The 13,391-nt window shown below is 61.9% G+C and carries 13 protein-coding genes; 3 read left to right on the top strand and 10 right to left on the bottom strand.

Annotated features, from left to right (window positions below; genetic code table 11):
- Positions 1-59: 59 nt before the first annotated feature.
- The 3 genes from chrA to AC1DUY_RS09945 form a co-directional block, all read right to left on the bottom strand.
- Positions 60-1,457 (bottom strand): chromate efflux transporter, encoded by a 1,398-nt coding sequence (gene chrA / locus AC1DUY_RS09955; RefSeq protein ID WP_478113897.1) that lies wholly within the window; start codon positions 1,455-1,457, stop codon positions 60-62.
- Position 1,458: 1 nt separating this feature from the next.
- A complete protein-coding gene (locus AC1DUY_RS09950; RefSeq protein WP_478113895.1) occupies positions 1,459-2,277 on the bottom strand; it encodes a chromate resistance protein ChrB domain-containing protein in 819 nt (272 codons plus the stop codon).
- Positions 2,278-2,421: 144 nt separating this feature from the next.
- A complete protein-coding gene (locus tag AC1DUY_RS09945) occupies positions 2,422-3,831 on the bottom strand; it encodes an MFS transporter (protein ID WP_478113893.1) in 1,410 nt (469 codons plus the stop codon).
- A gap of 277 nt (positions 3,832-4,108) precedes the next feature.
- On the opposite strand from AC1DUY_RS09945, the gene sthA reads away from it, so the two are divergent.
- Entirely contained in the window at positions 4,109-5,503 is a 1,395-nt protein-coding gene (sthA, locus tag AC1DUY_RS09940) for a Si-specific NAD(P)(+) transhydrogenase (protein WP_478114051.1), read from the top strand.
- A gap of 76 nt (positions 5,504-5,579) precedes the next feature.
- On the opposite strand, the gene AC1DUY_RS09935 is transcribed toward sthA, so the two are convergent.
- The 4 genes from AC1DUY_RS09935 to htpX all read right to left on the bottom strand — a co-directional run bounded on the left by AC1DUY_RS09935 (position 5,580) and on the right by htpX (position 9,162).
- Complete coding sequence (locus tag AC1DUY_RS09935; protein WP_478113891.1) at positions 5,580-6,329, bottom strand: cupin domain-containing protein; 750 nt, start codon at positions 6,327-6,329, stop codon at positions 5,580-5,582.
- Between the two features lie 53 nt (positions 6,330-6,382).
- On the bottom strand, positions 6,383-6,805 hold the full coding sequence (locus AC1DUY_RS09930; RefSeq protein ID WP_478113889.1) for a hypothetical protein: 423 nt from the start codon (positions 6,803-6,805) through the stop codon (positions 6,383-6,385).
- Positions 6,806-6,992: 187 nt separating this feature from the next.
- Positions 6,993-8,072: a DUF4892 domain-containing protein gene (locus AC1DUY_RS09925; protein ID WP_478113887.1), complete on the bottom strand. Its 1,080-nt coding sequence runs from the start codon at positions 8,070-8,072 to the stop codon at positions 6,993-6,995.
- Between the two features lie 157 nt (positions 8,073-8,229).
- The gene (gene htpX, locus AC1DUY_RS09920; protein WP_120287514.1) at positions 8,230-9,162 is read right to left on the bottom strand and encodes a zinc metalloprotease HtpX; all 933 of its coding nucleotides are present in this window, start codon (positions 9,160-9,162) and stop codon (positions 8,230-8,232) included.
- Between the two features lie 191 nt (positions 9,163-9,353).
- Between htpX and AC1DUY_RS09915 the strand changes: the two genes are divergently transcribed.
- A complete protein-coding gene (locus tag AC1DUY_RS09915) occupies positions 9,354-10,580 on the top strand; it encodes an LLM class flavin-dependent oxidoreductase (protein ID WP_120287515.1) in 1,227 nt (408 codons plus the stop codon).
- 125 nt (positions 10,581-10,705) lie between these two features.
- Here AC1DUY_RS09915 and AC1DUY_RS09910 read toward each other — a convergent pair whose 3' ends face one another.
- Positions 10,706-11,479: an SGNH/GDSL hydrolase family protein gene (locus tag AC1DUY_RS09910; protein ID WP_120288064.1), complete on the bottom strand. Its 774-nt coding sequence runs from the start codon at positions 11,477-11,479 to the stop codon at positions 10,706-10,708.
- Positions 11,480-11,629: 150 nt separating this feature from the next.
- Between AC1DUY_RS09910 and AC1DUY_RS09905 the strand changes: the two genes are divergently transcribed.
- A complete protein-coding gene (locus tag AC1DUY_RS09905; protein ID WP_478113884.1) occupies positions 11,630-11,941 on the top strand; it encodes a hypothetical protein in 312 nt (103 codons plus the stop codon).
- Here the strand turns inward: AC1DUY_RS09905 and AC1DUY_RS09900 are convergent.
- Together AC1DUY_RS09900 and AC1DUY_RS09895 are read right to left on the bottom strand one after the other, a co-directional pair.
- Positions 11,922-12,431 carry a cupin domain-containing protein gene (locus tag AC1DUY_RS09900; protein WP_175369187.1) on the bottom strand — a complete coding sequence of 170 codons (510 nt, stop codon included), beginning with the start codon at positions 12,429-12,431 and terminating at the stop codon, positions 11,922-11,924. The two genes, AC1DUY_RS09905 and AC1DUY_RS09900, sit on opposite strands and share 20 nt — an antisense overlap.
- Before the next feature lie 17 nt (positions 12,432-12,448).
- Positions 12,449-13,291, bottom strand: a complete 843-nt coding sequence (locus AC1DUY_RS09895) for an SDR family NAD(P)-dependent oxidoreductase (protein WP_478113882.1) — start codon at positions 13,289-13,291, stop codon at positions 12,449-12,451.
- Positions 13,292-13,391: the final 100 nt, after the last annotated feature.

The raw sequence follows: 13,391 nt of genomic DNA, 5'->3' as shown, positions 1-13,391 counted from the left end.
TCGAAACGTTCCTGTTCCGTCAGCCGTCAATTACCGGTTCCGCACACGGTTTCGCGAGGTCATACCAGGCCGACGATGTGCAAAAGCACACCCGCGCCTGCACAAGCCAACAGGATCTGCAGCAAACCAATCCTCAGATAGAAGACCCCAAACAGCGCCGCGACCGACAGCGCGACAGCCCATCCATTGACGCTCTGCAGAACCGGCATGTCGAAGCTGAGTCCGAGCGTGCGAACAGGTTTCACGTCGCGAAACATCGTGTGGATGGCGAACCATATCGCCAGGTTGAGGATGACGCCGACCACTGCGGCGGTAATCGCCGCCAGCGCGGCGCTCAGCGCGCGGTTGCCACGAAGGGTTTCGACGAACGGCGCCCCGAGAAAAATCCAGAGAAAGCACGGCGCAAAGGTCACCCAGGTCGCGAGCAATCCACCAAGCGTGCCCGCCAGCAGCGGCGGCAACATCCCCGGTGCGCGGAAGGCGGCCATGAAGCCCACGAATTGCAGCACCATGATCAACGGACCAGGCGTGGTTTCGGCCATGCCAAGGCCATCGAGCATCTCGCCCGGCTTCAGCCATGCGTAGTGATCGACGGCCTGCTGCGCGACATAAGCGAGAACCGCATAGGCACCGCCAAAGGTGACCATCGCCATCTTGGAGAAGAAAACGGCAATCTGGCTGAACACGTCATTGCTGCCGAATGCCACGAGCAGCACGGCGACGGGCGTGAGCCACAGCGCCAGCCAGACGACCGCAACGGTGAGCGACTGCCGTATGCTCGGCCGGGCATGGAGAGGAAGTTGATCTCCGAGCAAACTATCAGCGTCGCCCCCGCCTGATGAGCCGTGGCCCACACTTACCGTGAAGGCCGGCAGACCGGCCCGACCGCCGAGAAAGCCAATTGCTGCCGCACCGAAAACGATCACCGGGAACGGCACGTCGAGAAAGAAGATCGCGAGGAAGGCGATGGCCGCCAGCGCGCGCATCACGTCGTTCTTCAGCGCGCGACTACCGACCCGCACCACCGCCTGCAGCACGATCGCGAGCACTGCGGCCTTCAAACCGAAGAACAGCGCCGCGACGATGCCGACATTGCCGAACACAGCGTAAATCCAGCTCAGCACCATGATGCTGATCGCACCGGGAAGGATGAACAGCCCGCCGGCCATCAGCCCGCCAGCGGTCCGGTGCATCAGCCAGCCGATATAGGTGGCGAGCTGCTGCGCCTCCGGGCCCGGCAACAGCATGCAATAGTTTAGCGCATGCAGAAAACGGCCTTCCGACACCCAGCGCTTCTCGTCGACGAGGATGCGATGCATCACCGCGATCTGCCCGGCCGGACCGCCGAAGGAAAGCAACGCGATCCGGAGCCACACCGAAAATGCCTCTGAGAAGGAAACGCCGTGGGCCTGCGGCTCGGGAATGGCCGGTGGTGTGACCGAAGTTGCTTCCGCCATCTCAAGCTTTCGTCTTTGCTGTCGGCCAGTTGTGGGTTTCGGTGCTGGCGTCGCGGCACCAGCGATAGAACGCATCGTACAGATTCAGTCCAGCCTCAAGCTGCTCGAGATCGTCGGCATACATCCGCGACAGGCCGAGTGACGCCGCCAGCAGGCCCGGCGCTTCCGGGGCGAGATCGAGCCGTGCTGTATCCGCTGCGCGGACAATGGTAGCCAGCCGCAGCAACGGCGGCGTGGCGAGGCCGAATTCCTCGATCATCACATCGAAGGTACAGAGCTCGCCGCGATGGCTCCAGAACACGCCTTCGATATCGAACGGCGCAGCATCAAATTTCTCGCCGACGGCCGACACTTCCGACGGCGCAACGAACATGAACAGCGCCGCCGGATCGATGAAACGCCGGATCAGCCAAGGACAGGCAATGCGGTCGATCTTTGGCCGTTCCCGCGTCACCCACAAAGTGCGGCCCTGCGTGTTTTGCGGCGGCAATTTGCTGGTGGGAACGCGCGGCAGGCCTGCACTCTCCCATGCGAGATACCCGCCTTCCAGAACCTCTGCCGGGATACCGGCATCGCGCAGCAGCGCGGCGACGCCGTGACTGAGCTTGAGACCTTTCTGGCAGATCACCATGGCGGACCGACCGCGCAGCGCCGCGGCCCAACCATTCACGTCGCCGAATGGCCGCCGGACCGAACCCGGCAGGAGAAACGGCGACCGGGCGAAGTCCTCGTCGGTGCGGACATCGACGAGCGCGGGACATTTCAGCGTCCCGATCAGGCGAACGAGTTTTTCAACGGAAATGCTGTTAATCGATGACATGGCGCGTCCTTGCAGGAATGCGGGACGCGATACTTGGGCATGTCGCCTCGTGGGGAGATCGCTTTGTCCCCATGCCCCAATATCAAGCCATCGCGATTAACCTGTCAAGGCACGTGCTGGACGATCAAACGCCGTGCTGGAATTCTATGCGTTGCCCGCCCGGCGCATCCATAGCAGAAAGCCCGCACTGGCGGTGACCGACAACATGCAGAGTGCGAAGCTTGCGAGCAGCGCGATGACTGCCGATGCCGCGGATTGCACCGCGAAATAGACCGCGCCGATCGCAGCAACGCCGGCTGCGTTGGCGATTTGCGTCGTGGTGCCGTACATGCCCGAGCCGGCTCCCGCGCTCGACGTCTGCACGGTCGACAGCACGGCACTGGACAGCGGCGCCATGACCAGACCCTGGCCGTAACCGAACACGGCAAGCGGCACGGCCAGCAGCAATGCAGACGACGCGTTCACGGCCAGCACCGTTGCAGCCAGCGCGGCAAGGCCGATGACCTGCACCGCACACCCCTCGATCAGCACCAGCGTGCCACGATGGCGTGACCGCATGCCGCTGTGACGCGATGCGACAACGAAGGCCAGCGCCAGCGGTACGAAAATAGAACCGGCCCGCAACGGCGGAATATGCAGCGCGTTCTGCATGAACAACGTCATCACGAGGTAGAATGACAGATTGGCGAAGAAGAAAAAGAACACCGCGCACAGCCCGCGCATGAAAGCAGCATCCGCGAGCAACGCCAGATCGATCAGCGGCATGCCACCGCGCAGCGCGACGCGGCGCTCCAGCCTGACGAAGCCGGCGATCACTGCCGCACCCGTAGCCATCGCCAGCCATACAGACGGCGCCCAGTGCAATTCGTGCCCAAACAGCAGCGGGCCGATCAGACCGAGCAATCCGGCGAACAGCACCACCGCACCCGGTATATCCAGCCGCGTGCCTGGACGGCGGGGAACGGATGGCATCAGCCGCCACGCAGCCGCGATGATAACAAGCCCCACCGGTACATTGACGAAGAACACTGCACGCCAGCCGAGACCTGCAAGGTCCATCGTCACCAGCAGACCACCGAGCAGAAAGCCCGCAGCGCCGGCAAGGCCGAGCACGATGCCGTAAACAGCGAAGGCGCGGGCGCGAGTTTCGTCCACAAACAGCACATGGATGGTGGCCAGCACCTGCGGCACCATCAGCGCCGCAGTGGCGCCTTGTGCCAGGCGCGCCAGAATTAGCTCCGGTCCGGATTGCGCGAGCCCGCACCACAGTGACGTCAGGGTGAAGCCGAGCACGCCGGCGAGAAAGGTGTTCCTGGTGCCGTAGATATCACCGAGCCGACCGCCGGTGATCACCAGCGTCGCATATCCGATCAGATAGACCGCAATCACGGCCTCGATCTGCGCCGCGCTGGCACGAAGCTCGACCGCGATGGTCGGGATCGCGACATTGACGATGAAGGCATCGACCCCAAACATGAACTGCGCCGCAACGACGATCGCCAGTACCCACCAGCGGCGCGCGGAGTCGACAGGATTTGCAACGATCTGGTGCATGGAAGCGCCTCGCTCAACGGTCGGCCTGAAGCAGCCGTCCACTTTGATCCCAGCTTCCAGTCATCGCGTCGATTACCTCGGAGGTAGCTTTATTCAATTGAACTCTCCCGTCGGAATTGGTGGCGCGCTGACCGCAGGCCCGGCTTCGCAGGTCGATCTCCCCGTCCAAGTCACACCGAATTTGCATTCCTCGTGCAGGAAGATACCGCCTGTGGCCCGATTGCTGCATGGCGAAGCGATTGCATATGCCGGCCCTTCCGGTTTCGAGGCCTCTTCGATGTATGACTACGACATGATCGTGATCGGCTCCGGCCCCTCTGGCCGGCGTGCTGCCGTCCAGTTCGCCAAGCTCGGCAAGTCCGTGCTGGTGGTGGAGAAGGGCCGGCGGGTCGGCGGCGTCTCGGTCCATACCGGCACCATTCCATCGAAGACCCTGCGCGAGACCGTGCTCAACCTGTCCGGCTGGCGCGAGCGCGGCTTCTACGGCCGTTCCTATCGGGTGAAACAGGACATCGATGCCCACGACCTGATTGTGCGGCTGCAGAAGACACTCGACCACGAGGTTGAGGTGCTGGAGCATCAGTTCAGCCGCAATGCCGTGAAGACGGCGCTCGGCGAGGCACGTTTCACCGGACCGCACCAGATCGAGATCGCCAACGAGAAGAACGAGATCAAGAATGTCTCCGCCGGCCATATCCTGATTGCCTGCGGCACCCGCCCGTTCCGGCCGGATTATGTCCCGTTCGACAACAAGACGGTGTTCGACAGCGACGAGATCATCGACCTGCCGAAACTGCCGCGCAGCCTCGCGGTGATCGGCGCCGGCGTGATCGGCGTCGAATATGCCACCATCTTCAGCGCGCTCGATGTCGCCGTGACCCTGATCGAGCCGCGGCCGACCTTTCTCGATTTCATCGACAAGGAGCTGATCGACGAATTCATGCATGAGCTGCGCGATCGCAATGTCGCGCTGCGGCTCGGCTCCAAGGTCAATGCGATCGAGCAGAACGCACATGGCCAGATCGTCACCCGGCTCGCTGACGGCCGCAACGTCACGTCCGAGATGTTGCTGTTCGCCGCCGGCCGCGTCGGCGCCACCGACCGGCTCAATCTCGATGCTGCCGGCATCACCGTCGATCACCGCGGCCGCATTGCCGTCGATCCCGTAACGCTGCAGACCAGCGTGCCGCATATCTATGCGGCGGGCGATGTCATCGGCTTTCCTTCACTGGCCTCCACATCGATGGAACAGGGCCGCGTTGCCGCCTGCCACGCGCTCGGGATGGAGCCGCTGGCGCCCCCGGAGTTCTTTCCCTACGGCATCTATTCGGTGCCGGAGATTTCCACGACCGGCCTCACCGAAGAGGAAGTCCGCCAGAAGGGCATTCCCTATGAGGTCGGCGTCGCGCGGTTTCGCGAGACCTCGCGCGGCCATATCATGGGCCTGGATAGCGGCATGATGAAGATGATCTTCTCGACCAAGACCCGCCGCCTGCTCGGCGTGCATATCCTTGGCGAAGGCGCGACCGAGCTGATCCATATCGGCCAGGCCGTGCTCAATCTCAAAGGCACGATCGACTACTTCATCCAGAACACGTTCAACTATCCGACGCTGGCCGAGGCCTACAAGATCGCCGGGCTGGATGCATGGAACAGGATGACGGCAAGGTAACTCTTTGTCATTCCAGAGCACGGTCTCGGCGCAGCCGAGAGCGCGAGTCCGGAATGATGGAGGCAGCCCCACTCTCCTAGCTGCGCTTGCCACCAATCGAGATGAACGCCATGAGACAGGGCTCCGGCAACGGGTTGCGCCAGCGATGGCGTGTCCCGTTCTGCACAACGCAGTCGCCCTGACGCAAATGGACTTTCTGACCATCGTCCAATTCCAGCGTCATCTCGCCGCGAACCACGACTCCGTAATCGATCGTATCCGACGTGTGCATGCCTGGCGCATCGCGCTCGAAATGATTCCCCATGCCCGGGACCTTGTCCGACAACTCGCGCAGCCCGCTTTCCATTGTGACGCCGGGCGGCGGCTTCCAGCCTTCGGGCCGCTTGGGCGGATACGAAATCAGGCGAAACATCGTTCCGCCTGGGCCGGGAAAAGCGCGCGTTCCCTTGAGCATCGGGTCCGGCTCCAGGCCGGTGAGCTGCGGCACGCCCTCGGTCATATAGAGTTCGTAGAATGTCAGGCCGGGATTGGCATCGATCTCCACGACCTTGGACGTGACATCGAAGGACTTGAACACCGACTTGCCGGCTTCATCGCGGCCGGTCACGACCCGCTTGGGCGGTGGCAGCTCGCTCGCATCTTTCGCATCCGAGCTTTGCGGCAGCGCGGCCAAAGCGCCGCCACCGGCGACGACCGACAGCGCCTGAAGCAGTTGGCGCCGATCGCTGCCTGCAAATCGTTCGGTACCCTGCGCGGCATCCAGAGACCCAGCATTCGAAGGCTTAGGCTTCTGACGTGACAACCACCGCCATGAGAACTTGCTCATCTGCATTCTCCATCGCGCTTTATCGTCAGCACATCGCTGTGCCGCGAGGCTGATCAGGCCGACATGACGTAGGGGATGCTGCCGATAATGGCGGCAAGCTGGAATGCGTTCGACAGCATGCCGCCCCAATGCATCCGTCGGAGCCGGCGCACGGCCTCGGCATCACCGGCATCTCTGGCGCTCAGCTGGCTATCCATCCGCCGCAAGAACCAGCCCCGCGCCCAGATCGCAAAAGCCGCGATCAAGCCGATGCCGATGGTGAAAACCAGTCGACCCGCCAGTGCAAAGGCCGTTGTCGCGATGACACCGGCGATAGCGACCATCAGAAAATAAGAGCGGAACAGGCCCCGCAGTAACTGAGTCACTTCCGGGATATCCAGCCTCACCAACAGAAAGGCCGGTGACGACAGCAGAAAGAAGCCCATCGAGAAAATCAGAAGGACCATAGAGGCCAAGGCGACGGCATCGGGCGTCATGTAATTACCCTTCTATCTGTCCGGGCAACAACCTTTCCATCAACTTCCGATACCAATATCCCCGTCTGCTTCTTTAGCACTATTGGGCTTTGGTCGAATCTGGAGAGATATCTCTTCTCCAACAGAACAGCGCCTATCCGAAGGACCTCACACCGGCGAGCCCACCCACCCCCAACATCCGTTGCGATCAGTTCAGCTTGACGACTTCCACACGCCGGTTCTTGGCGCGGCCGTCATCCTGGTCATTCGATGCTGCAGGTGCGAGCATGCCGACACCGGCTGCGCGCAGGCGCTTGCCGTCTGCACGGAAGCTCGTAGTGAGCGCTGCGACCACCGACTCGGCGCGGCGGCGCGACAGATCGAGATTGTAGTCATAGGCGCCCTGATTATCGGTATGGCCAACGATCAGCACGGCGAGCTTCGGATCCGACGACAGCAGACCTGCAATCTCCTGCAGGGTCGGCGATGATTCCGGCTTCAGGTCGGCCTTGCCTGTATCGAAGAATATTCCGTAAAGGGCAACGCGGCCGGTAGAGCCGATGGTCTTCGCCATCTCGTCGGCCTTTACCACCACCATCTTCTGCTCACGCGGCTTCGGCTCGACGATATGCACGACGGCCACGGTGCGTTCGTTGAAGGCCTTGCAGTAGAGATCGTCCTTCACGAGATAGGTCTGCACGGTGACATAGGCTTCGCCGCCAGCTTGCGGGATCTTGGCAGCGAAGAAGCGCTGATCGTCGAGATGAGACGCCATGGCGCATTTGCCATTGGAGAAATCACCGTCTTTCAACTGCGCCTCAGTGACGAAATACATCAGCAGGCTCATATCGCCGCCGCCGCCCGCAGCCGAGCGCGTCGGATCGCCGCCGCAGTCATCGGTCTTGCAGCTATAGAGCACCTCGCCGCCGGCTGCCTTGACCACATCCTGATAGTTCCGCAGCACTTCGAGCGGCGAGCGGTTGGCCGGCAGCAGATAGGTGATGCGCGTACGTGCGCCTTCCACTTCAAGCAGCTTGTTCGGCTTGTAGACCTGATTGTTCATCCGATCGCGATCGCTATCGCCGGTCTTTTCCAGTTTCGACAGCGGGATGGTGAAGTCAGTGAAGGCGAGGCGCTCGTAGCTGATGATGAAGGAACCGTCATAACGCTTCAACAACGCGCTATCGCGCGCGCCGGGAACATCCTTGTTTGGAATCGTCGCATCGGCCTGTGCCGCACACGCACCGAACAGAACAAACAAGCCAACCGTCAGAATGCGTCCGAGCATGAGTCATGCGTCCCCGTTTCAGGAGCGCACACGATGACGATTTGGGACATGTAAACAAGCGGACTAAAGCGCAGCGAATGGCCGCGCAGCCATGTCCGGTTTTCATTGAACCGAACGGTGCTGCGCGGCGACCAATCTCGTTAAGTCCAAACGGGTTTTAGCCCCACGGACCGCGCGGACGCGATTGACCGCTGTTCCACGGGCCAGTTGCTTGAGGCGCGGATCGCGTCGGTACCTGCGACTGAGCACCCATCTGCCCCGCAAGCTGCTGCAGCGCTGCGATTCGATTCTGCGTCGCGGGATGCGTGGTGAACAGATTGTCCATGGCACGCCCCGACAACGGATTGATGATGAACATATGCGCTGTCGCCGGCGCGCGCTCGGCATCCTCGTTCGGAATCTGATGCGCGGCGTTGTCGATCTTCGCCAGCGCCGAAGCGAGCCACATTGGCTGGCCGCAGATCCGCGCGCCCATCTCGTCGGCGGCATATTCACGCGTGCGGCTGATCGCCATCTGCACCAGCATGGCCGCAAGCGGCGCCAGGATCATCAGTGCGATCTGACCGATGACGCCCGGGCCATTATTGTTACGGTTGCCACCGAAGAACATGCCGAACTGCGCGATCATCGAAATCGCACCGGCGATGGTCGCTGTGATGGTCATCAGCAACGTGTCGTGATGCTTGATATGCGCCAGCTCATGCGCCACCACGCCTGCGAGTTCCTCGCGCGACAACTGCTGCATCAGGCCGGTGGTCACGGCAACGGCCGCGTTCTCCGGATTCCGGCCGGTCGCAAAGGCGTTCGGCTGCGGATTGTCCATGATGTAAATCTTGGGCATCGGCAGGCCGGCATTGTGGGCGAGCTCGCCGACCATGCGATACAGGTCCGGCGCGTTACGTGCATCAACCGGCTGGGCGCCGTGCATCGACAACACCGCGCGATCCGAATTCCAGTAGGCGAACATGTTCATGCCGGCGGCGACCACCAGCGCGATCATCGCACCCGACGCGCCGCCCATGAGATAGCCGACACCCATGAACAGGGCGGTCATGCCAGCCAGCAGAATCGCGGTTTTGAAGTAGCTCATTGGTCCTCCTGCCCGCCTGCGGAAAACGCTGCGGTGCAGGCATCAAATGGTGATCCGCCCGATCGTTCCGCAAGACGGCATTGTGCGGCAGCGCGTCGCGGCCATGCAGCGGACTGCATTGAATGCCGCGACATGTGGCCATAGGCTGCGCGCAACGAAAACATTAAAAAACATTACAAAGAGGAAACACTATGGCTCGCGTGAAGTTCGGCGCCTTTCTCGCACCGCATCATCCGATCGGCGAACATCCGATGCTGCAGTTCCGGCGGGACCTCGATCTCGTCGAGCAGCTCGATGCGCTCGGCTACGATGAATTCTGGTGCGGCGAGCATCATTCGTCGGGCTGGGAGATGATCGCCTCGCCGGAAATGTTCCTCGCCGCGGCAGGCGAACGTACCAAGCGCATTCGCCTGGGGACCGGCGTGATCTCGCTGCCCTATCATCATCCCTACAATGTCGCGCAACGCATGGTGCAGCTCGACCACATGACCGGCGGTCGCGCCATTTTCGGTTCCGGCCCCGGGGCTCTCGCTTCCGACGCGCATACGCTTGGCATCGACCCGATGACCCAGCGCGACCGCCAGGACGAAGCCATCGCCATCATCCGTCGGCTGTTCAACGGCGAACGCGTCACCGCGAAGAGCGACTGGTTCACCATGAACGATGCCGCGCTGCAGATCCTGCCGCTGCAGGAGGAGATGCCCTTCGTGGTTGCGTCGCAGATCTCGCCGTCGGGGATGACGCTGGCCGGCAAATACGGCATCGGCATCATCTCGCTCGGCTCGATGTCGACGCAGGGATTGATGGCGCTGCCGACGCAATGGGGCTTTGCGGAGGATGCCGCGAAGAAGCACGGCACCACGGTGGACCGCGCCAACTGGCGTGTGCTGCTGTCCTGGCACATCGCCGAGACGCGCGAACAGGCCGCGCGCGAGGCCGGCCCCGGCCTGATGCGCTGGCACAACGAATACAATGTCGGCACGCTGCAGCGGCCGGGCCTGCAGCCCTTCACCTCACCCGAGGACGCAGTGGAAAAGACGGCGGGCGGCGAGAATGCGGCCTCGACCATCGGCACGCCGGATGACCTCATCAAGACCATCAAGAACCTGATGCAGGTCTCAGGCGGTGTCGGCACCATCATCGGCTTCGTGCATGACTGGGCCAATCCGGAGAACACGAGGCGCAGCTGGGACATGGTGGCGCGCTATGTGGTGCCGGAGATCAACGGCTACATCGCGTCTTTGCGCAAGTCGCAGCAATTCGTGATCGAGAACCGCGAGGTGTTCGAGCGCGCGGGCCAGGCCGTGATGGCCAAGATCATGGCCAACGACAAGGCCGCCGCGGCGCTGCCGCTCACCGGACCAGGGCGCGTAGCGATTCCGCTCGTCAATGCACCGGATCTGCAGAAGAAGGGGTAAGCCCGGCTCAGGCCTTTCCTCCGTCATTGCGAGGAGCGAAGCGACGCGGCAATCCAGCTCTTCACTTCGGCAAAGAAAGACTGGATTGCTTCGCTGCGTCGCAATGACGGGGAGAGGCTGGCGGCCTACTTCCCGTAGTAATCCTGCGCCGTTTCCCACGCCGCCGTCTGCAGCATCTTCGCAGTCGCTTCATCGAGACCCGCGAGATACGGATTGCCCACCGGCGAGCGGCCCGTCAGCGCGGCGAAGACCACGCAGGACGCAAGGTATGTGCCTGCCATGCTCGGATGACGCCTGTCGGGCTGGTACAGATTGAGCTCGGGCTGCTTCGCGCGCACCCTCGCAAATGCCAGACCTGCCGGAATCACCAAGGCATTGTTATCATTACCGGCGACCGTATAGGCCTCGGCCAGTTGCTGCGTCATCTCCGGCTTGTCTTCATAGGCCCAGGACATGAAGAAGACCGGTTTCGCGCCATGCGCCCTGACGATGTCCGCATCCTTTTTCGCATATTCAGTAAAGACCGACTTCAGCTTGGGATGGATCGGGCACTGGCTGCAATCCATCATGATCGCAGCATCGAACAGCCGCTCCCGCTTGTTGAAGATGATGTTGTTATTATCATCGAAGGAATAGGACGCGATGGCATTGGGTCGAAAGTAGCTCTCGACATCGTGCCATTCGAAGCCGGAGCCGCCGATGGTCACCGAGGTCGCCTGATAGCTCGTCCTGTTGGCGGGGTCGGCAGCGCGCACCATCCCCAGCACGTGGCTGTGCATGCTGTTGTTGAAATAGAAGAAGCTGTTGCCGATGAAGATCTCGGTCTTCGGAAAATCGGGCCCCAGCGACGTGACCTTGGGTTTGGTCTGCGCTTGCACCGCAACGGACGCACTGGCCATGGCAGCAAGGGTCGCCACGGCGACAAGCAAGACTCGCAAAGTTCTGGACAATGGATTGTCTCCCGGTTCTTATTATGTGCGGATATGCGTATCGATAGCATAGGTCGGTGCGGATTACGCCGGCCTCGATCGCGGGAGGCAGACAGCGCCATGCCCCATGACCTTGATCTCCTTGAGCTCGATTCCCATGACCTCGATCCCCTGATCCTTGATCTCCTGGAATGGATCGCGCGCGAACCCAGATCCCATGCCGACGTGCTCGATGCATGGCGGACGTCGTGCCCACGACTGACGGTGTGGGAAGACTGCATCGACCGTGGATTTGCCACGCGCATGCACATCGCCGGACATGGCTCCGTCGTTCAAGTGACGGCCGCAGGTTTGTCCTTTTTGCAACGGCATGGACGCGTTATACAAAAGACGCCAGCCTCGATCACCGCAACTAGTCCAGCGGCATCGTAAGCTGCGCGCCTTCATCGGCCACAAACACCGCGATCAGCTCCGCCGGCTCCGTATTGCTCGCATTGGCCGAGACGAGATGCGTCGAGCCCGGCGGCTCGAAGAATGACTGCCCAACCTTGAAGATTTCGACCGGACCGCCGCCGAGCTGCGAGCGGATCTCTCCCTTGGTGATGTAGGCTGTCACCGTGCCGGAATGACGATGCGGCGCGCTGAAGCCGCCGGGTCCATAGGACACGCGTACAATGGTCACGCGCTTTCCCGGCACATTCGGCAGCGCATGCGATGTGATCAGTTCCACCGCATCGCCGGGATTGGCGCTGGAGCCAGCGTTGACGGCGCAAAGCGGCGCCAGAACAATCGACAAGGCGTCCATTGTCGCCGGAAGTGCCTTGCCAAGGGCAATCGCACACATCAATCCTGCGGCAACAGCAACGGACACATAGTGGGCTTCAGGCAGCCTCGGTGCGACCGCATCGCATGTGATGGACATTCTTCGCTCCCTGCCCGTCAGCCGTTGTCCTGGCCGAACGCCTTGCGCATCGCGACATAGCCCTGCTGCTGCTGGCTCCAGTTACGACCGCCGGTGACACCGCCATCGACCACCAGATCGTTGCCGTTGACGAAAGAGGATTCATCGCTGGCGAGGAACACCGCGGCATGGGCGATATCGTCCGGCAGGCCGGCACGCGGGATCGGCTGTGCAGCCTTGAATGCCTCGCGCATCAGCGCCGGCGTCTGCTCGGCTGCTTCCACCGATAGTCCCAGCGCCTTGCCGAAGATTCCGGTCGCAATGGCGCCTGGCGAGATGCTGTTGACGCGCACGCCGCTCTCACCGAGCTCCATCGCCACGCATTTGGTCAGATGGATGACCGCGGCCTTGGCGGCGCCGTAGACCACCGAGGACGAGTAGCCGGCGAGCCGGCCGGCAATACTGCCATTGTTGATGATGCTGCCCGAGCCCTGCTTCTTCATATGCGGGGCGGCATGTTTCATGCCGAGCATGACGCTGCGTACGAGTGTCGCCATCGCCATATCGAAACGATCGACGTCGAGGCCTTCGATACCACCGGTTTGCGCCGGACCGCCGGCATTGTTGAACAGGCAATCGATGCGGCCGAATTTCTCGACCGCGTGACCGATCAGTGCACTCATCTGCGCTTCATCGGTAACGTCGGTCTGACGGAAACTGCAATTTGCGCCGAGCTTCAAAGCAAGCGCATTGCCTTCCGGCGCACGACGCCCGGCAATCACAACTTTCGCACCCTGCTCGATGAAAATTTCCGCTGTACGGAACCCGATACCGCTCGTCGCGCCGGTGATGACTGCAACCTTGTTGTCGAGACGCCCCATATCGTTTCCCCGTTTGTTTTTATGGCCGGCATTTGACGCCCCGAACCTGCGCCCGCGCAAGGCGTATTTTGAGTCAGCGCGACTCGCAGCCCGCTGAATT

The organism is Tardiphaga sp. P4_G1 (genome assembly GCF_056401215.1).
This window is presented reverse-complemented; position numbering and strand designations above follow the sequence as displayed.

Coding starts and splice junctions, on each gene's coding strand:
- sthA (WP_478114051.1), top strand. CDS start 4,109: ATGTATGACTACGACATGATCGTGATCGGCTCCGGCCCCTCTGGCCGG.
- chrA (WP_478113897.1), bottom strand. CDS start 1,457: ATGGCGGAAGCAACTTCGGTCACACCACCGGCCATTCCCGAGCCGCAG.
- AC1DUY_RS09945 (WP_478113893.1), bottom strand. CDS start 3,831: ATGCACCAGATCGTTGCAAATCCTGTCGACTCCGCGCGCCGCTGGTGG.
- AC1DUY_RS09900 (WP_175369187.1), bottom strand. CDS start 12,431: ATGTCCATCACATGCGATGCGGTCGCACCGAGGCTGCCTGAAGCCCAC.
- AC1DUY_RS09895 (WP_478113882.1), bottom strand. CDS start 13,291: ATGGGGCGTCTCGACAACAAGGTTGCAGTCATCACCGGCGCGACGAGC.
- AC1DUY_RS09925 (WP_478113887.1), bottom strand. CDS start 8,072: ATGCTCGGACGCATTCTGACGGTTGGCTTGTTTGTTCTGTTCGGTGCG.
- AC1DUY_RS09950 (WP_478113895.1), bottom strand. CDS start 2,277: ATGTCATCGATTAACAGCATTTCCGTTGAAAAACTCGTTCGCCTGATC.
- AC1DUY_RS09930 (WP_478113889.1), bottom strand. CDS start 6,805: ATGACGCCCGATGCCGTCGCCTTGGCCTCTATGGTCCTTCTGATTTTC.
- AC1DUY_RS09910 (WP_120288064.1), bottom strand. CDS start 11,479: ATGGCCAGTGCGTCCGTTGCGGTGCAAGCGCAGACCAAACCCAAGGTC.
- AC1DUY_RS09915 (WP_120287515.1), top strand. CDS start 9,354: ATGGCTCGCGTGAAGTTCGGCGCCTTTCTCGCACCGCATCATCCGATC.
- AC1DUY_RS09905 (WP_478113884.1), top strand. CDS start 11,630: ATGCCCCATGACCTTGATCTCCTTGAGCTCGATTCCCATGACCTCGAT.
- htpX (WP_120287514.1), bottom strand. CDS start 9,162: ATGAGCTACTTCAAAACCGCGATTCTGCTGGCTGGCATGACCGCCCTG.
- AC1DUY_RS09935 (WP_478113891.1), bottom strand. CDS start 6,329: ATGAGCAAGTTCTCATGGCGGTGGTTGTCACGTCAGAAGCCTAAGCCT.